This is a genomic window from Nostoc sp., from assembly GCF_036917555.1.
Lineage (GTDB): Bacteria > Cyanobacteriota > Cyanobacteriia > Cyanobacteriales > Nostocaceae > Nostoc.
The window spans coordinates 45,918-70,210 of sequence record NZ_JBALDD010000031.1 but is presented as its reverse complement, the minus strand read 5'-3'; the positions used below and the strand labels follow the sequence as shown (position 1 = coordinate 70,210).

Sequence of the window (24,293 nt, the reverse complement as noted above, 5' to 3'; positions counted from 1 at the left end):
TAAGAAGAATAAGGGAGACAAGGTAAAATCTTCTCCCTTTTCTGCCTTTATCTCTCCTATGTATACCTTGCGATCTTTTAAATTCTCCTGATAGATAGAGGCTTTTAAGCTTTGCCCATATCTTTTTTTGATGAATATTCTGGAAAAATCTGTGTTGGCTGTTACAATATTGTTAAGAAAAGTTGCCTGTTGCATTTTGGGAACGCGCAATTTGGTTTTAACTCTCTTGAGAAGACAACGCAAAAACATTTTTTAGACCAGCTGTGGGAGGCTGGTCTTTTTGTATTTAAAGTCCCCATAAATTATACTTATCCCTTTGGGTATAATACTCATACTATTTTATTAATTACTTTTATTGGTTTGTAATACATTGGTTATTCAATTACCAAATCGCCTCAAGGCTTAAAATAAATCCCTGTAAAACATCTTCTCCTGACAAAGTAACAGGCGATTCCAACACCTCAACCTCTTGGTTTTGCCGATAAATCTCCACTTGCCGCGATTTACGATTAATTAACCAACCCAAACGCACACCATTATCTATGTATTCCCTCATCTTTTCCTGAGCAACTTTCAAACTATCACTTGGCGAAAGTAACTCAATTACAAAATCAGGATAAATGGGGGGAAACTTTTGTTTTTCTTCTTCAGTTAAGGCATCCCATCGTTCTAACTTTATCCAAGAAGCATCAGGTGAACGATCTGCACCATTAGGTAATTTAAAACAAGTAGAAGAATCAAAAGCGATGCCAGTCAAATCGGTATCTGACCAATTAAATAATTGTTGATTTAGTCTACCATTACGATTTCCGGTTTCTCCCCCGGTTGGTGGCATGATAATTAATTCTCCGGTTGCAGTGCGTTCAAACTTCAAGTCACGGTTTGCCTGACATAGATTAAAAAACTGCTCATCTGTCAGTTCCAATACTGATTGAAGGTTGACCGTTAAAGCATTCATGATGATATTCCAGATGCAAAGATTAAACCAGGAAACATGCCTAGCCTACAAACTATTCTATCCTCTTCATCTATTTTCCTTGCTTCTAGTGATACCTAATACACAATACCACTATAGGCGATACCTACGGTGAGCTACGCTAACGCACCTCTCCACATTTCCAAAAGCGATCGCTGACTCTATGATTGCACTGTAGCAGAGCGTCTGTATAAAAAGATGAGTGATGTCTACGACGGGCTACGCCTACGCCTTACAGAAAACCTCAAAAACAAAGCGTAGACGCGTAGCGCAAAGCCGGAGACTTCGAAACTCCGGGCTTGTCGTTAGACATCGCCTGTTGTGGAAAAGTGTGCGCTCGCAATAGTTATTCTGATAAACAAGCAGATATCAAGCCTGTCTACGTTTATTTGTAAAATAAAGAAATGCAGTCTGTCTGTATATATTTGACTTAGAATCCAGAGAAGCGGAAATATAAATTTTATGTCTAATTACCAAGAAGTACTACTGCAAGCTCAAAGCCTAACTTCTGAAGAGCAAATACGCTTAATTGAAGACTTGTCAAGCTTAATTCATCAACAGATGACGATGATACCTAAGCCAAAGCGTAGTATCCTCAAATTACGTGGGTTAGGTAAAGAAATCTGGAATGGCGTTGATGCTCAAGAATACGTTAATCAGGAACGTGATTCATGGAATGGCTAGTCCAGCTACAGGGGCAAATTGTCGGTTTGGATACTGCTCCACTGATTTACTTTATTGAAGAAAATGTTACCACAAACAGTATTGGCAGAATTAGCTTATTTAGTAGGACGTAATGCAGGTGTAGCTATAGTTGTAGCTTTTTTGCAAGGACTATCTGCAAGTCGATTTAGTTTAGTAGCTTTAACAGACCAAGATATAATTCGTGTGGCGGAAATCTTGGATGAGTATGCAGATAGTCGGATTGATTTTGTAGATGCAAGCGTTATGGCAATAGCTGAACGCTATGGTATTAAAAAAATATTTACCTTGGATCAGTGAGATTTTAGATTATATCGACCTCAGCACTGCGATAGCTTTGAAATTTTGCCTTAAAGAAAAATAGTTAACAAAAGAGCGATCACCTTTTAGAAAACCTCAAAAACAAAGCGTAGACACGCAGAGCGTTGTCGTTAGACATCGCCTGTTATAGACAAGACAAACTCACTTTCTACCCCTCAGCCAAAAATTTGGCAATAAAAAGGTTTCTTATGCAGAGTTACAACTTATCGATCAACTTGTCATATTCTGCATGTGTACCGATCCAAAACCACGAAATTCCACCTTCTACCTCGACACCTAAAGCTCGGTAATTTAGTCCTGCTCGAACTGACCAATACTTGTTGCCAATCTTTTTGAAATGGAGTGATAAATGTGACGAATCTGTTTTCAGTAACTCATAGCATTGATCGGCAGTCTGTTGCACATTTTCAGGCAGAGCATTGTAACATTGCCAGAAACGTCGCGTTGTATAGTGCATCAGATTTCCCGACAGTGACCCGCCTTGAATTCAGCGATCGCTTCCTGTGCTAAAGCTTCCAATTTTCCATCAGCAATGTCTTTCTCTAATTGCTTATCCCAGCGTTGATAGTCCAAATCAGCAAACCACTCTATGAGTTTTTTATACTCATCAGGTGACAGTTGAAGAATGGCAGACTCAATTTGCTCAAGCGTTAACATAAAGGGATATAAGTTTCACTTTGAATAAATTATAGCTTTCCTAGCGATTTTCCTTGTGTTGTAACTAATGTAGCGATCGCCTGTTGTGGAAGAAGGAGCGATCGCCTTGCAGAAAACCTCAAAAAAAGCGATCGCTTGTTGTGAAAGAGTGAGTGTGATCGCACTTCATATTCTCATCAATTAGGCAGACATCAAACTTTAGCTCGATTTATAAATTGAACGAGCTTGTTCTTGAGCAGTTTCAATCCATTCCTGCATTTATACTAAAGGTTCTACAGCTTCTACTGACTCGACAACAGGTTTAGGTAAAGGCATTAATTTAACATCAGGATCATCAATGTCTACTCCATGTGCGCTGCTGTATTCTCGTTGGATCTGTGCAGTTTCTTGTTCCGTCATTTTCTCAGCTGCAATTAAGTATGCAATCAGCTTTCCTCCTAAATTCTGTGCTTGTTGTGCCCTAGCCATTGTTCCCCCTGGAGTTACAAGTACATTTTTCCAAACAGGTAAAGACATAGCCCAGTCAATTTTATCAGCCCGTCGTACAGCTTCTTCAAGGCTTATACGATTCTTGCGTGTTGCTGCGATCAGACCTTTGAATAAAGCAATCTGTGCAGCTGCCTTAAATAGTAGTGAGTATGGGTGGTCATCCTTACGCATTTCTGGAATTTTGCTGCTGTCAGAGAGTGCCTTCTGATAAGCCTGTAACCCCTCAAGCACTTTATTCCAGAACTTTTCAACATATTCATAATATTGTTCCAGTTCATCTTCTGAAGGACGAGAGGTAGTATCATTGGGCACACCGTTATCACTAAGAATAAGCTTTACTGTTTCGTAGACAACACTTATAGTTGTCAACTTCGTGCTACGAACTGCAATAGTATTGTTCTTCCACTCAACGATTACATCACTACTACCTTTGACCCTTACACCTAGTGGAGCACCATCACTTAGTAATTTCCGCGCAATGATAGCGCTGCGATCATCTTCACTGGTGATAATATTGTCACCGCGACTAGTTGGTCTAGCATAGCGGTTAACTTTATTGAAAATACGCCGCGTTTTTTCATTGCTTTCGTGAGCGAGAAAAATGACGCAAACATCATCGTTTGGCACTTGATCACGGTACTCTCCTATTACTTCGCCTTTGACCACCTTTTCAAGAGCTAGAAGGCGATGTTGACCATCAAGCATAATCAGAGCGCCACCCTCAATAGTAATAGCACCTATATTATCTGCCACGGATTGGTAAGCGCGCGGGGCCTTTTTATCCACCCATTCTTTGATGCTCTCAAAATGAATCTCTCCTTTATAAACAAGCACAATCATGGAACCGAAGAAACGATCCTTCGCTTCAGCAATGTAAGGAGCTATTTGTTCTTGAATTCTTTTAAGATCAGGTTCTCTTTGCAATCGATCCTCAATGCTCATTGTTGTCCATTCATCGAGTTCGTTTGCTGCACGTACTCCTTGCACTAGGTCACGAGCCTTTATCGTTGCTTGATAAAAGTTGGTGTCACCCATTCGTCCTTTTATACCAGCGATGACCAAAGCCATTAACTACCTCCACAAAACTATTTATGTTTGTACAAACATAACATACTAAAGGTTTTTTATGAAAAAATAATGCACGGTCTTAAATACTACCGTGCAAAAAAATTCAAATCAAAAATCAATGTAGTTTAGTTTTTGAAGTTTACTCTATGAGGAAAATTTACCACTTCTTTCAGAAGAATACCTGGAATAATACTATCACAGTGACTAATCCATTTTTTTATTTCATCTACTTTCATGCCTTTAAAATGAATATACTCAGATATTTTCATTTTTCCTTTAATCCTTAGAGCTAGAGGCAGCAAGAATTTCTCTGGTATGTCTAATTCAAAACCAATATTTTGTTCCATGAACTACGGTATTCTTAAATATTTGCCAGTATACTACCAAAGTAGTAAGATAAATGTCAAGATTTATAGAAAGAATGTCAGCTTCTATACACATCTAACTTTTCGTCTAAAGTCATTGAGTCCTATAAAATGTGATTTTCCCATAGTCGATTATCAATAGCTAAAAGTTAATGATAATAGCTAATGAAATACCAAGAGCTTGCGAAGTCATCAAAATGGTCTTTCCCATATGCTGTGAAAGTCAAATGTCAACATATTATCAATTTTATCAAAATTGTAAAGTTAGTTTTATATTTATTACTTTGCTGATTAAGAAACTTTTTCCTATTAAATTTAGTTCTACAAAAATACTAAATTATATCTATCAGAATTATTTTTATTTATAGCCAAAACTTTTATTATAAGCAATAAGCAATTTTAAAATACATAAGAAATTTATTTAATTTTATACTTGTTCTTTTGTAGGAGAACCTTACTTTTTGGTGAATTTATGCTTGGATTGCTATTGCATGTGAATACACCAAAAAATAAATTATTTGCCAACTTCATGCAAAAAATATTTCTCCTTTATAAGATTATCATTATTATTATTCAAAAAACTATAAAACAAGCTTTTTCAGCTTTTACCTGTTTGCACAAACAAATAAAATGTTTTTAATTCTATCATTTTGACAGTTTATGATAATGTAATTTCAAAACCTGATTTTGAAATTACAAAAGTGTTATTTAGTAGTTTTTTATACAAAAGACCCGTAGAAACTTAACACATAATGTTTCTACAGGTCTTTAGATTATATTAAGAAGTGTAGATTACTCTACTTATTTCCTACTCAATCCCTTCAATCCGGTCTTCTACCTCTTGGTACAACTCGCGCAGACGATCTAAATTCTCCTCGCTAGTCTCCCAATAACCGCGTCCATTTACTTCCAACAAAGTTGATACAACCTTACGGAAAGAATGGGGATTAAGGTTCATCAATCGTTTCTGCATTTCTTCATCTTTGATGAAGGTTTCGTTAGTATCCTCGTAAATCCAGTTATCCACAGCGCCAGCTGTCGCACTCCAACCCATTGTATTTACCAACCGTTTGGATAGTTCGCGCACACCTTCATAACCGTGATTCAGCATCCCTTCGTACCACTTGGGATTTAACAATTTGGTACGCGCATCTAAGCGCACGGTTTCTGATAATGTCCGCACTTGAGCGTTAGCTGTGGTAGTGTCTGCAATATAAGATGCTGGTTTTTTACCATCACTCCGCAGACTTGCCACAAGCTTAGTGGGATCTGAATCAAAGTAGTGGGAAACATCCGTCAAACTAATCTCGGAAGAATCCAGATTTTGGAAAGTTGCATCAGCAGTTTTCAAGGTGCTTTCAAAAATCTGTCGAGATTCGTCCATTATTCCGGGGTTATCAGAATTGAACGAGAAGGATTTCCGGTTGAGATACATGTCCTGCAACTCGGCTTCACTATCCCAAGTGCTGTTTTCTACCGCCAAGTTGATATTTGACGAGTAGGAACCAGAAGCATTGGAGAAGACGCGTGTCGCTGCTTGACGCAGATTAATCCCCATATCCTCAGCTTGCTGCAAAGCATGTTTGCGAACAAAGTTCATTTCTAAGGGTTCATCTGCCTCAGCTGCCATCTTCACCCCTTGATCTAGCAGGTTCATTTGGTTGATGAACAAGTCGCGGAATACACCGGAACAGTTGATTACCACATCAATTCTGGGGCGTCCCAACTCTTCTAGAGATATCAATTCCAATTTGTTCACCCGTCCCAAGGCATCGGGAACCGGACGCACGCCCACCATCCACATAATTTGTGCTAGGGATTCACCGTAGGTTTTGATGTTATCGGTTCCCCAGAGGACGCAGGCGATGGTTTCTGGCCATTTTCCTTCGTTTTCTGCCTTGTTACGTGCCAAAAGCCTGTCTACGACGATTTTGGCTGATTGTACTGCTGCTGTTGTTGGGATGGATTGCGGATCGAGTGCATGGATATTCTTACCCGTGGGCAAGACATCCGGGTTGCGGATGGGATCACCACCAGGCCCAGGTAAGATGTACTCACCTTCCAAGCCTCTGAGTAATGCTCCCAGTTCGTTATCGGCACAAACTTGTTGCAGGCAGAATTCCAAATACTCAAATAGGGGTTTGAGTGTGGCTGTGTCAACTTTGGGATAACCTGCTTTATGCAATGCTTCTACCCAAGGTTCCTTTTTGCCCATGTTGAAAAAATTCAATCGAGAAACCAGAGAAACTCGCCCTTCAGCGTCGATTTGCTCTTGGACAAGGGCGCTAACTGCTGCACGAGTTGCTAAGGTGATATCTTGCAGCAATTGGACATCTGCTAAAATGCCTCTGTCGTTATTTTGGTAAATATCGTCAATGTTACGCCCAATGCTGTTAGCGATAATTCCCGGTAAGCCTTGAAGTCCTTCTTCTTGACGATCTAGACTAGCGATATTGACCAGAGTTGCGATCGCTTCTTCTGCACTTGGCGGTTTCCCAATCACGTGCAACCCACAAGGCAACAGCCGTGACTCGATTTCCATCAACCTGCGGTAGACGTTGCCAACAATATTATCCCGCTCTTCGGCACTCATATCTCTGGCATCGGTTTCTGGCAGGTCAATATCCTTATCCAGATTAACGATCCGGCATTTATCCATAATGCTGTTAACAATGGAAATACCGCGTCCACTATCTTTCAAGGTTTGGTAGGAAGCAATTAACTCGCTGAGTTCCTTCAAACCTTTATACAAACCAGCATTTTCTGCTGGAGGTGTCAAGTAGGAAATCGTTTCGGCATAACTCCGACGTTTGGCAATTGTCGCTTCACTCGGATTATTGGCTGCGTAGTAATACAAGTTGGGAATTGAGCCAATCAAGTTATCTGGATAACAATCACCAGACATCCCCATCTGTTTACCTGGCATGAATTCCAAGGAACCGTGTGTACCAAAGTGCAGTACAGCATCAGCCTTCCAAACTTGCTCTAGGTAAGTGTAGTAGGCAGCAAAACCGTGGTGAGGACTAGCTGAACGGGAGAACAACAGCCGCATTGGATCGCCTTCGTAACCAAATGTAGGTTGAACACCGATGAAGACGTTACCGAATTGCTTACCATAAATCAGCAGGTTTTGCCCATCACTATTGAGATGTCCCGGAGGTGGGCCCCAGTTTTCTTCTAAGCGTTGAGAGTAGGGGGTGAGTGCCTCATACTCAGGAACCGACATTTTGTAAGCAATGTTGAGTTCAGGGCTGTTGTACTGCGCTTGAGCGTCATGGATGACTTCTTGCATCAACGCTTCGGCTGATTCTGGCAATTGGGGTAAGTCGTAGCCATTATTCTTGAGGGCTTTCATTACCTCATAGATGGAACCGAATACATCCAAGTAAGCGGCGGTTCCGACGTTGCCTTTATCTGGTGGGAAGCTGAAAACGGTGATCGCGACTTTTTTATCAAGCTTCGGCTTGCGGCGGAGGCTAGCCCATTTTAAGGCGCGTTCAGCCACAGCTTCAACCCGATCGCGCAGGGCGATCGCTTTCCCTGTAGTCCCATCCCTACCCGATAATATAATTGGCTCAATTGCCCCATCCAACTCAGGAATCGCAATTTGCAAAGCTACTTGAATCGGATGCAAACCTAAATCGCTATCCATCCACTCTTCTGTGGTTTGGAAAACTAAGGGTAACGCCACCATATAAGGACGGTTTAAGCGTTTGAGTGACTCAATTGCTTTGGGATGGTCTTGTCTAGCTGGGCCACCCACTAAAGCAAAACCAGTCAGCGATATCACTGCATCTACCAACTGTATATTAGTAGTCGGTTCATAAAAGTAGGCATCCACAGGCTTGGAGAAATCCAAACCACCAGCAAACACAGGTAATACCCGTGCGCCTAGTGCTTCCAATTCCTGCACCATTGCTACATAATGGGCATCATCCCCTGTAACTAGGTGAGTGCGTTGCAATACTAACCCGACACAAGGAGCTAGGGGATCTTTTAGATCGCTAGAAATATCCTTACGAGCTGTATACCAATTGAGGTATTCTCTGACATCTTCAAACATACTGGGAGCCAAAGGGTGCCAAATCCCTAAATCAGGGTAAACCACCGGCTGCTGATATGTAGAAGGTTCAAAATTTTGTTTCTCTAAACCTTTAAATACATATTTATCAGCTAGCATCAGCAAGAAGTTTTCCAGGTTTTCTGGAGAACCACCTAGCCAATACTGAAAACTGAGCATGAAATTTCGGGCATCCTGTGCCTTGTCCATTGGGAGGAACTTCAGTACTTGCGGCAGGGTTCGCAAAAGCTTCAGCATTCCATCTTGGAATCCCGCACCGGATTTTTCTTTGCGTTTCCGCATGAATTGAGCGATCGCACTTTTTGACTGACCCAACTGTGCCAAAGAAAAGCTACCCATTTTACTCAGGCGCATTACTTCTGGCATGGAGGGAAAGACAACGGAAACATCCAAGCGATCGCGGTGTGGTTCTACTGCTGCTACTACTTTCTGTGCTAAGTCTTCGATGAAAATGAGGGAAGCGATGAAGATATTCGCACTCTCAATTTCTCGTTTAAACTCTTCGTAATTCTCTGGGTCGCGGAGTTCCTCAATCAAGTACCCGCTGATTTCAATCGCCAAGTTGGGATTGTTCGCGTTAATCGTGCGAACTGCTTGCGACAAAGCACTCTGGTACTGGGACTCAAGCACGACATAGACCACCTTGATTAAACTACGTCCGCGTAAGTTATCAGGCGCAATGTGTCTAATGGTGGACTTGACGTGTGTGAACATGCTTCTTCGGCTCCTTTGATGCGTGTTCTCTACTTGAAGTTATTAGCGGCATCGGCAGCCACAGTTAACTTCTGATCTTTAGGCAATATCTGTTTTTTATCAGAAAACGCTTACTCAGTAGGCATTTTATCCCCTATATGACACAAATCGATATAAAAAACGAAATATTTCTTCGTAATTTTTGACTTTATATAAAAGTATTGACTCACTTATTTGTAAAATTTTTGTAACATATATTTTTAATAGTTAAATAGTTATTTGGATATATTATTGCATTGCAAAATAAAACCCGCTTGTGCGGGTTGATTAAATATTTTTTACAGTACGTACGCAGCTTTTATGAGTCTAGCCCTAATCTTCTAGGGTAAGGGCATTTTGGTGTAATCCTTTGGGGAAGCAAGCTACCCATAGGTTGTCGCTTAGGATTTGTATAAAAATAACCTGAACAGTTTTTTATGGAAACTAGATTTGCAATCTGTTTGAAATAAAATTTGTACAAATTATTTTTACATGATGCCTTAGTACAAAGCATTGCGTAGAGAAACCGGATTTCTTTCGGATTAAATTGAGAGAATCTCAATACCAAAAAGTATAAATCAGATTTTTGTTGACGATAATCAGCTAATAGATTACTTACTTTCTAGCTCTTTTTGAGATAGAGCCTCTTTTAACTGCTGGCTAATTTTTTCCTTTGTCTGTGGAGATAAATCATCTGATTGCAAAACGTTAATTCTTGCTGATTTAATTCTATTAATTGAGTCAAGTAAATCACCTAGCTCTACAGAAATCTTGCCTTTTCTTGCTACTCTCATTGCAGCATCAATAACGGCATTTTTTATGTCTCTTCCGCAAACATCTTCAACTTGAGCCAGTCTTTCAGGAGAAATATCAGCCGCTAGTGGCATTTTGGCGGGAAGATGCCTTTTCCAAATTTCTCTTCTACACGCAAAATCTGGCATGAGAAAATGTATATGACGCACCCGTGTTTCAAACGCTTTATCGTAGTTTTCAACTAGATTCGTACAAAAAATTACAACTCCACGAAATCTTTCAAGACAAATTAATAATTGACTACGCATTGAGTTGATAGCTTGTTCTGAACCTTGCGTTACATTTGTAAGTTGCTTGGAAAGTAAAGAATCAGCTTCATCAATAAATAGCAAAGCATTATCTCGTTCTGCTGCGAGAAAAATTGCCTCTAAATTCTTCGGTCCTTCACCGTGATACATACTCTCAATTTGGGCATAACTAGCAGCTAAAATTGGTCGTTTGATTTTAGAAGCTATTGCATGTGCAGATAAAGTTTTTCCAGTACCTGGTGAACCGTAAAAATTTAATGCAGTCCTGGGAAAAGGTTCTATTTGTCTCAAACCCCAATCATCAAAAACCTGAGCCTTTAACTGAATTAAGTCAACTGCTAGCAAAAGATCATCTTTCACTTGTTCGGTAATAACTAACTGTTCAAAATCAAATAGTGGTTGTACAGCTTTATATTTACTGGCACGTTCTTCAACTGACAAATCATTACTGTTTGACTTTTGATTATTAGCTTCGGTTTTTTTAGTAGAATTTCCTTCACCTATATTTCTTCTTTCCGAAGCAGTCGTAACAATAATATTTATTTTATCTAAATTTGTTTCATCAACTAATTTATTTGCAGCATTCAAAATTCGAGAACGAAAAAGAGCAGCAATATCTTCGGGGACATTATTGGGAATACCCTGGATTATAATATTTTGAGATACTTTCATTTGAAAAATACCAACTTTTTAAGAAACTTTTATGTCATTCTATTGCCAAATAACAACTTCACTTCCTCGGTGAGCATCCCTAATATCTGAATCGAGTTGATCATACTTAATAGTACGTGTTTCTACAGTATCACCAGTTTTCTTATTAAAAATACCTTGAACAACAGCATGTTCTCCACTATCTAGTTTTGTCTTGATAGTTGCAGCTATATTATTAAGTTGAGTAGCAAGATGTTCATAGTCTTGAAACCAATTAACAACTATTGTCCAGGTAAGGTAAGCATAATAAACAATTTCACAAGCTGCTATTGCAAATATTACACCACCAATCAAAAGTGAAATGGGGTCAAACATACTTTTTTACTCCACAATAATTAAATCTTTATCACCAAAAATATCCCGCAATTCTTCATCAAGTTCTCTAGCAACTAATTGACGACCATAGGGTTTTCCATTAGTTTGACAAAGAACATTATTATAAGTATCAAGAAAAACTTGAGCTAAATAATAACCTTGTTGATGATGTTGCTTTAGAATCGCTCCCCTTTCAACTTTTAGATCGGATGGTCGTTCTATCACAAAATACTTGACAGCATTTTCGTAGGTCATGACAGACACGACTTCCCGCACCTTCAACAAGTCTTGTAACCATTTATTGAGATTATCAAGATTAAAGATTATAGATTCATGAGAATCATCAACATTTTTCTGCTTAGGTAAGTTTTTAGATAACCATTCCGGTGACATCAGTTAATTCCTCTCATGTTCTAATGCAAAATTTAATGATTGAACTTTATCAAACAATCACTGAAAAGTTTTGTAGTTTTTATTGCTTTGATCTCAGTATCTTGTAATTAAAAGCTAATTATCTCCTAGCTGCCATCAGGAATAATGGTAAAATTACATCAGGAAATTTAAGACAATCTTCAAAATTTGACTATGGCATCCAGCAATGAACCCTTTATGCAAGCAGAAAACCACTGGGACTTGGAAACCCTTTACTCTGATTTGTCATCAGTGAAAAATAAGCGTTTGACACCAGTTGAAAAGCGACACTTGCGGGGTTTGCTTTGTGGCTTCAGTCCGGCTGAAATAGCTGAAAAACTTAGTAAAAATGGGAAAGGTGTAGAAACTGACCTCTGTGCAACTGTATACAGATATGTAAAAAATCTGTTAAATCTCATGAAAAGTTAGAAAATTGGCGAAATGTTTCTGAATGGCTTGATGATGCAGGGTATAAAAATCAGTCGATAAAGGTTCCAGGGTTAGATTTATCGCCTGATAAAGCAGTAGTTAATGTAACTAATATAAATATTGAAAATAATTAGATAGTATTTTTGATTAGTATGAAAATTCCAATTTCTCAAAATTTAAATTCTTTGGAAGATAAATTAAATAATTTAGATAATTATAAAAGCAATTAGTATTTATCTTCTGCCTCAGTCAGACCATACTTGATCGGAAAATACGATAAAAATAAAAATAAAGTATAAAATTTCTCGTCATGTACGGACAGAGATGGAGCGAAGAAATATATCTCAATCGTTAATTGAATCTGTTCTTAATGCTCCGGGGCAAGTAGTCTCAGAAAAGGAAGACATTATAAATATGATTAAATATTAATATACTAGTATCAATTTTATTGCGTTTATAAATGTTTTTTTGAGAGTGAGAGCCACAAGAGCAATCGCTTTGTCCAAATCAGAGGCAGCGATCGCCCTTTCTTACCGAGAAGTCGATAGAGTTCAGAGAAATGCGATCGCAATTCCTTAGTAAATACAAAACCACTATAATTAATGCCGTGTAGGTAATTCAATCACAAACTCTGTACCCTCACCTTGTGTTGAATGGCAACTTAGCTTACCGCGATGATTGTTAACTATAATTTGGTAAGCAATAGATAAACCTAGTCCTGTTCCTTTACCGATGGCTTTTGTAGTGTAGAAAGCATCGAATATCTTTGTCTGGTTTGCTTCGCTGATTCCTGATCCATTGTCTGCAATTTTGAGAATAACTCGTTCTTCAATTGCCTCAGTTTTAATCCAAATCATCCCAATATGTCTAAAGTTTTTATCAAAATGTTGATTTTTTTTGATTTCTTCAATCGCATCGATTCCATTACCAATCAAATTCATAAAAACCTGATTTAGTTCCCCTGCATAACACTCAATAAGTGGTAATTCTCCATATTCTTTAATTAATTTAATTGCTGGACGATGAGCATTTGCTTTAAGTCGATGTCCAAGAATGAGTAGCGTAGTTTCTAAACCTTCATGCAGGTTAGCCAGTTTTTTACCTGCTTCTCCGTGTCGAGAGAACTTATTCAATGATGACACAATTTCTGTAACGCGATCTGTACCTATTTGCATAGATTGAATAATTTTAGATAAATCATTTAACAAATAACTGATATCTTTCGTTTTAATAGCATTTTGAATTTCATCTGGTGGATCAGGCAGATACTTTTGATATAGTTCGAGTAAATTAACAATCTCTTGGAAATACTGTTCAATAAAATTCAAATTGCCAGCGATAAAATTGATCGGATTATTTACTTCATGGGCAATTCCTGCTGTCATTTGACCCAAGGTTGCTACCTTTTCTGCTTGAATCAGTTGGGTTTGAGTCTGTTGTAATTCAGCATTTTTGGCAGTCAAGGTTTTCGTTAAATTTCTTAGCTTTAGTTGATGCTCTATTCGCACTAATACCTCTTCATGCTGAAAAGGTTTAGTAATATAATCTACGGCTCCTAATCGCAATCCTTTAACCTTATCAGCAGTATCTGAAAGAGCAGTCATAAAAATGATTGGAATATCCTGGACACGAGGATTGCTATCACTTTTTAGGTATTTACAAGTTTCAAACCCATCGATACCCGGCATCATGATATCAAGCAAGATTAAATCAGGTAAATTATCATTGTCTAATCTCTGAATGGCTTTTTCACCACTGCGAGCTGCCCAAACTTCAAAGCTAGACTGATCCAAAAAGCTCGATAAAACTTGTAAGTTGGCAGGGTTATCGTCAACAACTAAAATAATTCCTTTGCTAGGCTCGCTATTTAGGGAATTTTCTTGATCGCCTATCATTGCTGTCATAATATTTCTACCCTATATTGATTCACATTACTTATTTGCGAGATCCCAAAGGCGATCGCTGAAAATTCACAATTCACGTATTCCAATCCCCATAAATAGATTTAGGGAAATTAATCCTTTTCTTTTTCGCTCAAAAACTTGAGGATTAAATCTTCATCGAACTGCCTCGCTAGCTGTCGCAATTGGTTAGCAAAGGGAGCGAATTTTGTGTCTGTTTCCTCTAGTTTATCTGCCCATTTGAGAATGTCATTGAAGTTACCTTTACTGGCTAAATTCATCAGTTCCTGCAATACATCGGGGGAAGGAAGAGTCAAGTTATCTGATGAACTATCAAATGTTGTAGCCGAAGAATTGATTTTTTGTTCCTCAGACTGCTGGTAAATCCATGTCAAACCTAAATGGCACTCTAATTGATGCAGTAATTCATCTGCCTGTATCGGTTTGCTCAAAAAGGTGTCACCTCCTGCTTGCAGACTGCGATGTTGGTTGGCTTCAAAGACACTAGCGGAAGAGACAATAATCTTGACATCCTGGATAACTGGAGTATGACGCAGGTGTTTAATCAATTCAAACCCATCCATTTCTGGCATTAGCAAATCTGTAATCACTAGGTCTGGTTTAAGGGCGATCGCTTTTTCTAAACCATCTTTACCGTTGATGGCTTCAGTCACATTGAAACCCAATGGTTGCAATAAGTTTGTAATTACTGTGCGATTCTCCCAGCGATCGTCCACCATCAGGATGGTGCGGGAACTACCTGCAAAGCCAATAATTTGTCCCTTGGATGCAGCCATAGCAGACTGTACCCATTCGCTGGCTTGGGCGATCGCAATTTCAAACCAGAAAGTACTACCCTGACCAATTTCACTTTTAACTTGGATATCACTACGCATCATCTGCACCAACTGCCGAGTAATAGCTAAACCCAGCCCTGTCCCTTCTATCTGATGCTTTTTCTCACCTACTTGTTCAAATGGCAAAAAAATGTTACTCAATTGGGTTGGAGTTATGCCAATTCCTGTATCTTTTACACTAAAGTGAATGCGATATTTCTCTGTCTGCTCATCAGCAGGAAGTCGATCGATTACCTCAACTTTGAAGCTAACCTTACCCTCATCGGTAAATTTAATGGCATTTCCCAGCAGATTCAAGAGAACCTGACGTAACCTTTTGACATCGATATGAACCCCTGTGGGTAAGTTGCTTGCGGGTTCATAGATAAACAAAATGCTTTTTTGTTCTGCCCGAATCTGGCAAATTTCTGCAATACCCTGTAAAAAAGACGGAAAATGAACATCTTGAGGATACAGTTCTAGTTTTCGCGCTTCAATTTTGGAAAGATCCAAAATGTCATTAATTAAAGTCAGTAGATGAGAGCCACACTGTTCAATGATGTTTACATGATATTGCTCTGGCTCTGGCAAACCTTGAGAACGCAGCAAAATTTGAGCGCAACCCAAAATACCATTCAAGGGCGTTCGCAGTTCATGGCTCATATTGGCTAAAAATTCGCTCTTAGCCCGGTTTGCAGTATCAGCCGCTGCTTTAGATTTTTTCAGTTGAGCTTGTTCAAAGGCTTGTACCTGCCACAATACAGCGATCATCGTCACTGTCAACCCGCCTACAATTAGAGCGATCAGATCGAGGAATTGTAGCCGAGATTCAATATTTTGGCGCGGAATTACCAAAGCCACAGACCAATTAGCTTCTCGCAACGGCACATAAGCAACATACTTTTTAGTGCCGTCAATTTCCATCAACTGAATTCCCTGTTGTTTGTTTACCATCTGCTGCGCGATCGCATTTAAATTCCGATCTGGAATTTTCAGCAGGCTGGGTGCAGGTTTTTCTACCGTTGACATTAACGTTGAGTTGGGATAGACGATCGCTTCTCCTTGAGAATTGAGGGCGAATGCATAGCTGTTCTTGCCGTAGCGCAGCGAGTTGACCACCTTAGCAATGCGATCGACTTTAACATTGCCGTGGAAAACCCCAATCGGTGAACGATTGGTAGGCGAACTTGACCAGATTGGCGTGGCGATCGCAATTAAAGGAATGCCTGTGGAACGGCTGATAAAGGGATCGGAAATGTTGCTTTTTCCAGCTAGTGCTTTTTGAAAATAGTCTCGATCTTTAATATTCTTATTTGACCGACCAACCTTAGTATTAAAATACGAACCATCCGGGGTAGCCATTAGGAAAAAGAAAAATTCATCGATCCGCTCAACTTCTGACTTTAAATAAGGTTCTGCCACAGACCAGTCTAAGGAGCGTACAGCGGAAGTATGAGCAATGGTTTGCACCTCCACTTTCCGAACATGCAACCACTCCTCAATTTCATCAACCCCTCTCTGTACCTCTAAAAAAGCTTTTTCTCTCAAGTCTTGTAGCGTTATTTTCCGAGCAGCCTGATAGCTAAAATAAGCAGAAATACTCACAATAAGAGTAGTGCCGCCGAGAATAAATCGGATCAGCAAATTGCGTGAGGAATACATTTTGGTGTCAGATGGGCTGTAGTTACCTTTTATCACAGGGTTCACCCTCTAAACAATGGGTTTGGTAAGCAAAAAAAAGGGCTATATTTTAGATTGCCCAAAAAATTATTAATAATCGCAGCTATGATTGTTATCCATAACTGCGATTGTCAATACCCTAAACTTTGCTAACCATCCTTTAAAGACCTGTATTGAGAAGGACGTATAGGCTTACCATTGGGTAAGTTCAAAAATATACATTTTCTAGAAAATAGAATAATCAACTTTATCGCTATATTTTCCTTGATAAAGTAGACAATATTACTGATATTTAAGTATCTGAAAATAGTAAATTTTTATCCGATAAAACAGATATTGAAAATCAAAAATTCTGGATTATTTAGTAACATCAACTAAAGGCACGTGAAACCCAATAGTCGTTATACAGCAGTTCTGATTTACCTGAGGTACACCCGTAGGCGCACGGCATGTTCCCTATACATTGGGATATAACGTTGTACTGTATCTGAATGGGAAACGCTATATAGGTGACAGTGGTGGCGATTAAATGACTGCCGACTCTATGCAAATTCAATGTTAAAGAGGTTATCAAATCTCACTAACAAGCTACAGTATATACCTATAACATAAGAACGAATTAGGTAATATTTGCCTTTTGACTAATGACTCAAGTAGATATTCTTATCCTTTCAAATGGCCCCGGTGAAGTAACAACTTGGGTGCGTCCAGTAGTAAAGGCGTTACGGCAAGAATTAGGGGATGATCGTTCTTTAACGAGGATTTCTGTGGTATTATCGCCTTGCTCAAATGCCAGTGGGAAAGAAGCAGCGATCGCTCTTTCTTACCCAGAAGTAGATAGAGTTCAGGGAGCAGAACATTTTTGGCAATTTTTGCTTTGGGGCAAAACATTTGAAAATTGGGATTGGAGAAGTTACGGTGTTATCGTTTTTTTGGGCGGCGATCAAATTTTTCCAGTGATTATAGGCAAAAAGCTCGGATATCGCACAGTTGTTTACGCTGAATGGGAAGCCAGATGGCATAACTGGATTGATCGCTTTGGCGTGATGAAGCCTGAAGTGGCAGCCAAAGTCCCAGCAAAATATGTTCGCAAATTTACTGTTGTCGGTGATTTAATGGTTGAAGCACAAGAACAAGTAAGCACTCCCTACTCCCGTTCAGCTACGCTCACGGCAAGCCTACTCCCTACTCCCCACTCCCCAATCATTGGTTTACTCCCTGGTTCAAAAGCAGCAAAATTAGCCCAAGGAGTACCATTATGTTTAGCTATTGCCGAATACGTTCATGCAAAAAGACCCCAAACTAAATTTGTGATTCCTGTAGGCCCAACTTTGGATTTACAAACTTTAGCTAGTTTTGCCGATCCCCAAAAGAACTATATTGCTGAAACTTTTGGCTTTGGGGGTGCTTCCTTAATTGTCCCAGAGGATGCCAAAGGCAAGGCATTGCTCAAAACAGCAACGGGCTTAATTGTGGAACTGTGGCAAGAAAACCCTGCATATCACTTATTATCGCAGTGCTGCATCTGCTTAACTACAGTGGGGGCAAACACTGCTGAACTCGGTGCTTTAGGAGTGCCAATGATTGTTTTACTACCAACGCAGCAACTTGATGCTATGCGTTCTTGGGATGGTTTACCTGGATTGTTGGCAAATCTGCCAGTAGTCGGTACGCCCTTTGCTAAGGTGATTAATTGGTCATTTCTGAGATTTGTGAGACACAAAGGTTTATTAGCATGGCCAAATATCTGGGCACAGGAAGAGATAGTCCCAGAATTAATGGGTAAACTTCAACCGCAAGAAGTTGGAGAAATGGTTTTAAACTTTTTAGCGAATCCAGAAAAATTGGATGATATGCGCGCTAAACTCCGTAATATTCGTGGTGAAAGCGGTGCAGCCCAGAAGATAGCACAGATTGTTGGTGAGGAAATTGGGAAGTCGAGAGAGATGAGGGAGTAATGGGAGTAACATCTCCCTCATTTTTACTCTGGCTTAATCCGAAGATTCTCCATCCCTGCGCCCAAGCTCATAAATGCCAGCACCCATACAGGCTAATATACCTGTACTAATTCCCCAACTCTCACCTAAACTAATTTCCAGAACCCAATTACATAAAGTGCCGACTACCAAAAAAGGCACAATGCTAAACAGTGAGGCGTAGAAAGCATTTTGGGATTCTCTGGCTTTACGAGTCTTTTCAAATTCTGACTGGCTGGTATAAAGCGATCGCTCGGCAAAGTTAAACCAGCGATTGAGTTGCTCGATTACCCATTCATTGACTTTGGAAAAACCTAGATATAGCGCCAATGACCACAAACTCGCTCCAGCGATCGCGATCGTGTCTAACTCAAAACGGAAAGGTAAAATTTCAGTCAGCATTGCTTGGGGTAGTCCTGCAAAGGGTCAACTTTAGCTGTGAGTAGATGCTAAATAAACCTCTTGTGCAATTTTAAGCATAAAGGCTAACAAGATTTCAACTACTTGCTAAATCTCCCCCTTCTTAGCTTGTTTACACCCATTCTCTATCGAAAGGTATCAAAAAATACCTCAGTTTTTAGTCCAAGCTACAACAGTTTTTCTATATAAGCTAGTACCTACAAACCACAAACCCCTTGAAATAATTAAATTTCAAGGGGTTTAAGATAGTGCCAGGAACCGGACTTGAACCGGTGACACGAGGATTTTCAGTCCTCTGCTCTACCAACTGAGCTATCCCGGCTGGGGCTTTTGTGAGCCACGATTAACAAATATAGCAAAGATAAAAGAATATAGCAAGTCTTTGGAGAAAAATAGTTATGCAGCTTTCAAACTGAACTTAAACCAGATGAAAACGGCTACAAATAGTAGAAATTGGACAAGAACAATACTTGGGCCAGAAGCCAGGTTGAAAATACCTGAGACAATGATGCCAGCAATGCTGCTGATGGAACCAACTATCACCGACATGATTAGAAAGCGGCTAAAGTGGTGACTCATCAGTTTGGCGGTAGAGGCGGGAATGACCAAAAAGGCGTTCACTAGTAAAACACCGACAGCTTTAATTGCGACAGCAACGGCGAGTGAAAGCAAGATTACAAAGGCGTAACGGTACAATTGAACGGGAACGCCTTGAACTTGAGCAACATCGGGGTTAAGGGTCAATAAAATTTGCTGTTGCAGAGTTGATAGTAAAAATATGCTACCTCCCACAAGGACTAGCAGCGTCAAAATCAAATCTGTAGTGTCGATCGCTAGAATATCCCCGAACAGTACAGCCATCAAGTTGCCACGATATCCTTTAATTAGGCTCGTGAGAATTAAACCGATCGCTAATGCCCCAGATAGCACTATGCTAAGTATGCTATCGCTAGCTAAGTCGGTTTTGTCGATAAAGTAGAGGACAATAACCCCAAAAACTAAGGTAAAAGGTAATAGCATCCAAGTAGGATTTATTTGTAGCAGCACACCTAATGCCACACCTACCAATGCTGCGTGACCAACCGCATGGCTGAAAAATGACAACTGGCGCAAGGTAACAAAACTACCCAACATCCCGCCAAGTATTCCCATTAAGGCAGCACCGACGATCGCACGCTGTATCGAAGGAAGTTGTAACAACTCTAGCAAGTCATTACTACTAGCGATCGCAAGCCAAGTTATCTGACAATCATTGAAGAAATTCATACTTATGAGTATTAATGTTGGTGCTGGTAGCGACTGAAACCTGGGCCATAGGTTGCTAACAGGTTTTGTGGTGAAAGGGCAATTTCTGGCTTACCAGTACAAACAATGCTTTGGTTCAGGCAAAGCACGCGATCGCAATGCCGATTTACCATATCAATATCGTGAGAAACTTGTAATACTGTCCAACCTTCCTCTCGCTTTAATTCATTTAACAAAGCGTAAAAATCTGCTGCACCCTGCACATCAACACCAGCAAAGGCTTCATCTAGTACTAAGAGTTTCCGAGGCATTACCAAACAATAAGCCAATAAAACCCGTTTGAGTTGACCGCCACTAAGAGTACCAATAGCTTGATGCTGTAAATGATAAGCATCAGTTCGCCGTAAAGCTTCTATTACTGCTGCCGATTTTCCTCGATCTTGTCTCCACAACTTGGAAAAAAATGAATTCTTCCTTTTCCCTTCCTTAGTCCATCCCAGTCCGACTAATTCGCTGACAGAAATCGGAAAGCTCCGGTCAAAAATGAAGTTTTGCGGCATATAGCCTAACGTGTGGCGTAAATGCCCCAATCTGGAAATTGGACGACCCAAGATTTCAATCGTCCCAGCACTTCGAGGTATCAAATCTAAAACCGCTTTTACCAGGGTACTTTTACCAGCACCATTGGGGCCGACAATGGCTGTATCTGTTCCTGGTAATAATTCAAAGGAAACATCTCGAACAGCTAGATAGCTGCCTTGATAAACAGTTAATCCTTCTACTTTCAAAATAGGAATGTCATTAGTCATTAGTCATTATTCATTGGTCATTGGTCATTGGTCATTTGCAAAGGAGAAATGATAAAGTACAAATCTATTTACATGATGTTTCCAGAGTTTGCAAATTAGCTTTCATTGCCTTGAAATAATGCTGTGGATCTGTTTCACCAGTTTCTAGAGAATCGAGAGTACGCAAAGTTATTTTTAAGTCTTTAGAGAGGCTGGTCAGCAGTTTATTATCTACTCCTGGTTCGCTAAATAAAGCTTTAACTTTGTATTTTTTCACAGCGTTGACAGCATTTTGCACATCTGTTGGTGAAAGTTGATCTTCGGGAATTTGCACTACTGCAACTTGCTTGAGGTTATAGCGTTTAGCTAAATATGGAAACGCATCATGAAAGGTAATAAAGGTGCAACTGGGATTTTTCTGCAAAGTCTGCTGAAATTCACTGTTTAAACTTTCTAATTCTTTAATATAAGCTGTAGCATTTGCTTCGTAAGTAGCTTTGTTCGCGGGGTCGGCAGCAATTAATCCATCTCGAATATTTGTTACCTGCTGTTTTGCCAAAACTGGATCTAACCAAACGTGAGGATTACCCTGACTATGTTCGTGGTCTTTTTCATCTGGCGTCGTTTTTACAACAGGTGAAATTTCATTTAAGGGTTTAATACCAATACTTGCATCAATTTCAGTTAATTTGGGATTTTGAGCATTTTTGACAGTACCTTCCAGAAATTCCTCCAAGCCTAAACCATTTTTTACTAACACCTTAGCAGTAGCGATCGCTTTAACATTTACTGGTGTCGCTTGGTATTCATGTACCTCCGTACCAGGTGGCACTAGAATTTCTACATCTGCTACATCCCCAGCTACTGCCTTAGTAAACAAATATATCGGCAAAAATGTCGCTACTATTTTAGTTTTTCCCGACTGTACTTGTGGGGTAGAAGCAGCTTCCTGTGCCTGCGACGACTGTTCGGAAGTTGTTCCCTGATTTGGATTCGATTGGCTACACCCAGTAGCCATCGACAACATTAACAGAGCAATTATGGGCAAGATGCCGTTTCTTTGCCTGCTTGTTCTAATTTCTCTGCAATTCACAATCACGATATTTCTCCTCAAAACGGATGCTTGCTCTACCTCTGTCATCATCGCTATTGACAATGGGAAGTATTCTAAATGTTATACTATAATAATTCTCATTCTCATTTTAAGTACATAATATCATTCTGGGTTTGCTGTGTAATGAGTAACAACAAAACTTTTTCAGACGGTACAGCCCTCTGCAATTTAGTTTTCCCTAAATAATTAGGATTTCTTGACTTTTTCTGTTAAAAAGGTGGCTTACTTCTGATAAGATTGCTGACAAATATTCTCATAAAATACCCGTTAAAAAAAACGTGGTTTGGGTATGAATTGGAGATCAGTGTGAGGAAAGAAATGCAAAAATTCTGTAAATATCTGCTATTTAGTCCAGCAGTCTGCGGTGTCATGCTATTTGTGAATACTGCTACATTTGCAGGTGAAACATTGGGTAAGTTTGAAATCAATCAACCGCAAGTTTTAGCTAATCCAGATGCAAGAGCTACGAACATCGCGCCAGATCAGAGAATGGGACAAGTTACCTCCGTGTCTCAATTTTCTGATGTACAACCCACTGACTGGGCATTCCAAGCATTGCAGTCCTTAGTTGAGCGTTATGGCTGTATTGCAGGATACCCAAATAGCACTTATCGCGGTAATCGGGCATTAACGCGATATGAGTTTGCTGCTGGTTTGAATGCTTGTCTTGACCGCGTTAACGAACTTATTGCTACAGCCACTGGCGATTTAGTTAGCAAACAAGATTTAGCCACATTACAAAAATTGCAAAAAGATTTTTCCGCAGAACTGGCGACACTCCGAGGTCGTGTGGATGCAGTAGAAGCACGCAGTGCTGAATTGGAGGCGAATCGGTTTTCAACCACAACCAAACTGCAAGGAGAAGTTGTCGCAGTCGTCAGCGATGTTTTGTCAGGAAATACAGTTAACGGTGCGGAAATTACAGATAAGAATACAACTTTAGGGTTACGGGCGCGGATAGAATTGGTGACCAGCTTTACAGGAAAAGATACGCTGTTTACCAGAATCCAGGCTGATAATATTCTCAGCCCTAATATTGGTACACCAGAGGGTAACTTATTCTTTGCTGGCGAGGATGGTACCACTAATGCTTTTATAGATGCCTTGTATTACAAATTCCCTCTGGGTGAAAAAACAGAGGTTACTGCTCTTGTCAACGCCGCAGCAGCAGATGATATTACCAGTACTGTCAATCTCTTTGATGGTGATGGTTCCTTTGGTGCTTTGTCCACCTTTGGTACACGCAACCCAATTTATGGCCAGATAAATGGCGCGGGGTTGGCAGTAACGCACGAGTTCAGTGATAAATTGGCACTGAGTCTAGGGTATTTGAGTGGTACAGCTAATGACCCTACGCCCGGTAATGGTTTGTTTAATGGTTCTTACGGGGCGCTGGCGCAGCTAACGGTTAAACCAAGCGATCGCATTTCTATCGGTTTAACTTACATCAATTCTTACAACCAACCACTACTCACAGGTAGTAATGCCGCCACTTTCCAGGATATAGCAGCTATCCAGGGTTTACCAGAAGAGCAAGTAGGATTTTCCAGTAATTCTTATGGTGTAGAAGCATCCATTGGGATCACTGATAATATCGTCTTGGGTGGTTGGGTTGGATATACCAATAGCCAAAGCTTGAGAGGAACCCGTGGAGACGTTGATATTTGGAACTATGCTGTCACCCTCGGCTTCCCTGACCTCGGTAAAAAAGGTAACTTAGCAGGGATCATTGCTGGTGTGGAGCCTAAATTAACAAGTTCTAACATCGCAGGGTTGGATAACGATCCTGATACATCCTACCATCTTGAGGCTTTCTACCAGTATAAGCTGAGTGACAATATCACCATTACTCCTGGAGTCATCTGGTTAACATCTCCAGATCACAACGACACTAATGATGATGTTGTTATTGGTGCATTGAGAACCACATTCAGTTTCTAATTTTTTAAAATATTAAAAGAAGACGCAAATTTATCCTTTGCGTCTTTTTTTTGTGTATAGGTTTAAAAATAGAA

Annotated in this window: 22 protein-coding genes and 1 tRNA gene; 6 read left to right on the top strand and 17 right to left on the bottom strand. The window is 39.9% G+C overall.

Features of this window, described 5'->3' with window-relative positions:
• Window positions 1-382: 382 nt before the first annotated feature.
• Window positions 383-958, bottom strand: a complete 576-nt coding sequence (locus V7K60_RS13715; protein WP_334926285.1) for a Uma2 family endonuclease — start codon at window positions 956-958, stop codon at window positions 383-385.
• A 480-nt stretch (window positions 959-1,438) separates the two neighbouring features.
• On the opposite strand from V7K60_RS13715, the gene V7K60_RS13710 reads away from it, so the two are divergent.
• Both V7K60_RS13710 and V7K60_RS13705 read left to right on the top strand, forming a co-directional pair.
• Window positions 1,439-1,660, top strand: a complete 222-nt coding sequence (locus V7K60_RS13710) for a hypothetical protein (protein WP_334926284.1) — start codon at window positions 1,439-1,441, stop codon at window positions 1,658-1,660.
• Between the two features lie 63 nt (window positions 1,661-1,723).
• On the top strand, window positions 1,724-1,978 hold the full coding sequence (locus V7K60_RS13705) for a type II toxin-antitoxin system VapC family toxin (RefSeq protein ID WP_334926282.1): 255 nt from the start codon (window positions 1,724-1,726) through the stop codon (window positions 1,976-1,978).
• Window positions 1,979-2,195: 217 nt separating this feature from the next.
• Here V7K60_RS13705 and V7K60_RS13700 read toward each other — a convergent pair whose 3' ends face one another.
• From V7K60_RS13700 to V7K60_RS13660, 9 genes are all read right to left on the bottom strand, one after another.
• Window positions 2,196-2,456, bottom strand: coding sequence for a ParE family toxin-like protein (locus V7K60_RS13700; protein WP_334926280.1), 261 nt, complete (start codon window positions 2,454-2,456; stop codon window positions 2,196-2,198).
• On the bottom strand, window positions 2,456-2,656 hold the full coding sequence (locus tag V7K60_RS13695) for a hypothetical protein (RefSeq protein ID WP_162399563.1): 201 nt from the start codon (window positions 2,654-2,656) through the stop codon (window positions 2,456-2,458). Before V7K60_RS13695 ends, V7K60_RS13700 begins: the two co-directional genes overlap by 1 nt.
• A gap of 29 nt (window positions 2,657-2,685) precedes the next feature.
• On the bottom strand, window positions 2,686-2,820 hold the full coding sequence (locus V7K60_RS13690) for a hypothetical protein (RefSeq protein WP_334926276.1): 135 nt from the start codon (window positions 2,818-2,820) through the stop codon (window positions 2,686-2,688).
• A 94-nt stretch (window positions 2,821-2,914) separates the two neighbouring features.
• Window positions 2,915-4,213 carry a DNA sulfur modification protein DndB gene (locus V7K60_RS13685; protein ID WP_334926275.1) on the bottom strand — a complete coding sequence of 433 codons (1,299 nt, stop codon included), beginning with the start codon at window positions 4,211-4,213 and terminating at the stop codon, window positions 2,915-2,917.
• Window positions 4,214-4,338: 125 nt separating this feature from the next.
• Window positions 4,339-4,560: a hypothetical protein gene (locus V7K60_RS13680; protein ID WP_334926274.1), complete on the bottom strand. Its 222-nt coding sequence runs from the start codon at window positions 4,558-4,560 to the stop codon at window positions 4,339-4,341.
• 826 nt (window positions 4,561-5,386) lie between these two features.
• Entirely contained in the window at window positions 5,387-9,373 is a 3,987-nt protein-coding gene (locus V7K60_RS13675; protein ID WP_334926272.1) for a magnesium chelatase subunit H, read from the bottom strand.
• A 629-nt stretch (window positions 9,374-10,002) separates the two neighbouring features.
• Entirely contained in the window at window positions 10,003-11,124 is a 1,122-nt protein-coding gene (locus tag V7K60_RS13670; RefSeq protein WP_334926271.1) for an ATP-binding protein, read from the bottom strand.
• A 39-nt stretch (window positions 11,125-11,163) separates the two neighbouring features.
• A complete protein-coding gene (locus tag V7K60_RS13665; RefSeq protein ID WP_334926269.1) occupies window positions 11,164-11,478 on the bottom strand; it encodes a hypothetical protein in 315 nt (104 codons plus the stop codon).
• Window positions 11,479-11,484: 6 nt separating this feature from the next.
• Window positions 11,485-11,871, bottom strand: a complete 387-nt coding sequence (locus V7K60_RS13660) for a hypothetical protein (RefSeq protein ID WP_334926268.1) — start codon at window positions 11,869-11,871, stop codon at window positions 11,485-11,487.
• A 192-nt stretch (window positions 11,872-12,063) separates the two neighbouring features.
• Between V7K60_RS13660 and V7K60_RS13655 the strand changes: the two genes are divergently transcribed.
• Window positions 12,064-12,318, top strand: coding sequence for a helix-turn-helix transcriptional regulator (locus tag V7K60_RS13655; protein ID WP_334926266.1), 255 nt, complete (start codon window positions 12,064-12,066; stop codon window positions 12,316-12,318).
• Window positions 12,319-12,594: 276 nt separating this feature from the next.
• Window positions 12,595-12,747, top strand: a complete 153-nt coding sequence (locus V7K60_RS35240; protein ID WP_442944395.1) for a DUF4258 domain-containing protein — start codon at window positions 12,595-12,597, stop codon at window positions 12,745-12,747.
• A 170-nt stretch (window positions 12,748-12,917) separates the two neighbouring features.
• Here the strand turns inward: V7K60_RS35240 and V7K60_RS13650 are convergent, their stop codons facing one another.
• On the bottom strand, window positions 12,918-14,222 hold the full coding sequence (locus V7K60_RS13650) for a hybrid sensor histidine kinase/response regulator (protein ID WP_334926265.1): 1,305 nt from the start codon (window positions 14,220-14,222) through the stop codon (window positions 12,918-12,920).
• A 110-nt stretch (window positions 14,223-14,332) separates the two neighbouring features.
• Complete coding sequence (locus tag V7K60_RS13645) at window positions 14,333-16,753, bottom strand: hybrid sensor histidine kinase/response regulator (protein WP_334926263.1); 2,421 nt, start codon at window positions 16,751-16,753, stop codon at window positions 14,333-14,335.
• Between the two features lie 626 nt (window positions 16,754-17,379).
• Here V7K60_RS13645 and V7K60_RS13640 point away from each other — a divergent pair.
• Window positions 17,380-18,693, top strand: a complete 1,314-nt coding sequence (locus tag V7K60_RS13640; RefSeq protein WP_334926261.1) for a lipid-A-disaccharide synthase — start codon at window positions 17,380-17,382, stop codon at window positions 18,691-18,693.
• A 33-nt stretch (window positions 18,694-18,726) separates the two neighbouring features.
• Here the strand turns inward: V7K60_RS13640 and V7K60_RS13635 are convergent, their stop codons facing one another.
• The 5 genes from V7K60_RS13635 to V7K60_RS13615 all read right to left on the bottom strand — a co-directional run bounded on the left by V7K60_RS13635 (window position 18,727) and on the right by V7K60_RS13615 (window position 22,191).
• The gene (locus tag V7K60_RS13635; RefSeq protein WP_292781112.1) at window positions 18,727-19,113 is read right to left on the bottom strand and encodes a hypothetical protein; all 387 of its coding nucleotides are present in this window, start codon (window positions 19,111-19,113) and stop codon (window positions 18,727-18,729) included.
• Between the two features lie 267 nt (window positions 19,114-19,380).
• Window positions 19,381-19,453: transfer RNA gene (locus V7K60_RS13630), tRNA-Phe, on the bottom strand.
• Window positions 19,454-19,527: 74 nt separating this feature from the next.
• On the bottom strand, window positions 19,528-20,397 hold the full coding sequence (locus V7K60_RS13625) for a metal ABC transporter permease (RefSeq protein ID WP_334926259.1): 870 nt from the start codon (window positions 20,395-20,397) through the stop codon (window positions 19,528-19,530).
• 11 nt (window positions 20,398-20,408) lie between these two features.
• Window positions 20,409-21,185, bottom strand: a complete 777-nt coding sequence (locus V7K60_RS13620; RefSeq protein ID WP_334926257.1) for a metal ABC transporter ATP-binding protein — start codon at window positions 21,183-21,185, stop codon at window positions 20,409-20,411.
• A gap of 64 nt (window positions 21,186-21,249) precedes the next feature.
• Complete coding sequence (locus V7K60_RS13615; RefSeq protein WP_442944394.1) at window positions 21,250-22,191, bottom strand: metal ABC transporter substrate-binding protein; 942 nt, start codon at window positions 22,189-22,191, stop codon at window positions 21,250-21,252.
• 405 nt (window positions 22,192-22,596) lie between these two features.
• On the opposite strand from V7K60_RS13615, the gene V7K60_RS13610 reads away from it, so the two are divergent.
• Window positions 22,597-24,219 (top strand): iron uptake porin, encoded by a 1,623-nt coding sequence (locus V7K60_RS13610; protein ID WP_334926301.1) that lies wholly within the window; start codon window positions 22,597-22,599, stop codon window positions 24,217-24,219.
• The last annotated feature ends 74 nt before the right edge of the window (window positions 24,220-24,293 follow it).

Excerpts from the sequence above, each read along its gene's own strand:
- V7K60_RS13715 (WP_334926285.1), bottom strand. The coding sequence starts at position 958 with ATGAATGCTTTAACGGTCAACCTTCAATCAGTATTGGAACTGACAGAT.
- V7K60_RS13710 (WP_334926284.1), top strand. The coding sequence starts at position 1,439 with ATGTCTAATTACCAAGAAGTACTACTGCAAGCTCAAAGCCTAACTTCT.
- V7K60_RS13705 (WP_334926282.1), top strand. The coding sequence starts at position 1,724 with ATGTTACCACAAACAGTATTGGCAGAATTAGCTTATTTAGTAGGACGT.
- V7K60_RS13700 (WP_334926280.1), bottom strand. The coding sequence starts at position 2,456 with ATGCACTATACAACGCGACGTTTCTGGCAATGTTACAATGCTCTGCCT.
- V7K60_RS13695 (WP_162399563.1), bottom strand. The coding sequence starts at position 2,656 with ATGTTAACGCTTGAGCAAATTGAGTCTGCCATTCTTCAACTGTCACCT.
- V7K60_RS13685 (WP_334926275.1), bottom strand. The coding sequence starts at position 4,213 with ATGGCTTTGGTCATCGCTGGTATAAAAGGACGAATGGGTGACACCAAC.
- V7K60_RS13680 (WP_334926274.1), bottom strand. The coding sequence starts at position 4,560 with ATGGAACAAAATATTGGTTTTGAATTAGACATACCAGAGAAATTCTTG.
- V7K60_RS13675 (WP_334926272.1), bottom strand. The coding sequence starts at position 9,373 with ATGTTCACACACGTCAAGTCCACCATTAGACACATTGCGCCTGATAAC.
- V7K60_RS13670 (WP_334926271.1), bottom strand. The coding sequence starts at position 11,124 with ATGAAAGTATCTCAAAATATTATAATCCAGGGTATTCCCAATAATGTC.
- V7K60_RS13665 (WP_334926269.1), bottom strand. The coding sequence starts at position 11,478 with ATGTTTGACCCCATTTCACTTTTGATTGGTGGTGTAATATTTGCAATA.
- V7K60_RS13660 (WP_334926268.1), bottom strand. The coding sequence starts at position 11,871 with ATGTCACCGGAATGGTTATCTAAAAACTTACCTAAGCAGAAAAATGTT.
- V7K60_RS13655 (WP_334926266.1), top strand. The coding sequence starts at position 12,064 with ATGGCATCCAGCAATGAACCCTTTATGCAAGCAGAAAACCACTGGGAC.
- V7K60_RS13650 (WP_334926265.1), bottom strand. The coding sequence starts at position 14,222 with ATGACAGCAATGATAGGCGATCAAGAAAATTCCCTAAATAGCGAGCCT.
- V7K60_RS13640 (WP_334926261.1), top strand. The coding sequence starts at position 17,380 with ATGACTCAAGTAGATATTCTTATCCTTTCAAATGGCCCCGGTGAAGTA.
- V7K60_RS13635 (WP_292781112.1), bottom strand. The coding sequence starts at position 19,113 with ATGCTGACTGAAATTTTACCTTTCCGTTTTGAGTTAGACACGATCGCG.
- V7K60_RS13625 (WP_334926259.1), bottom strand. The coding sequence starts at position 20,397 with ATGAATTTCTTCAATGATTGTCAGATAACTTGGCTTGCGATCGCTAGT.
- V7K60_RS13620 (WP_334926257.1), bottom strand. The coding sequence starts at position 21,185 with ATGACTAATGACATTCCTATTTTGAAAGTAGAAGGATTAACTGTTTAT.
- V7K60_RS13615 (WP_442944394.1), bottom strand. The coding sequence starts at position 22,191 with ATGTTGTCGATGGCTACTGGGTGTAGCCAATCGAATCCAAATCAGGGA.
- V7K60_RS13610 (WP_334926301.1), top strand. The coding sequence starts at position 22,597 with ATGCAAAAATTCTGTAAATATCTGCTATTTAGTCCAGCAGTCTGCGGT.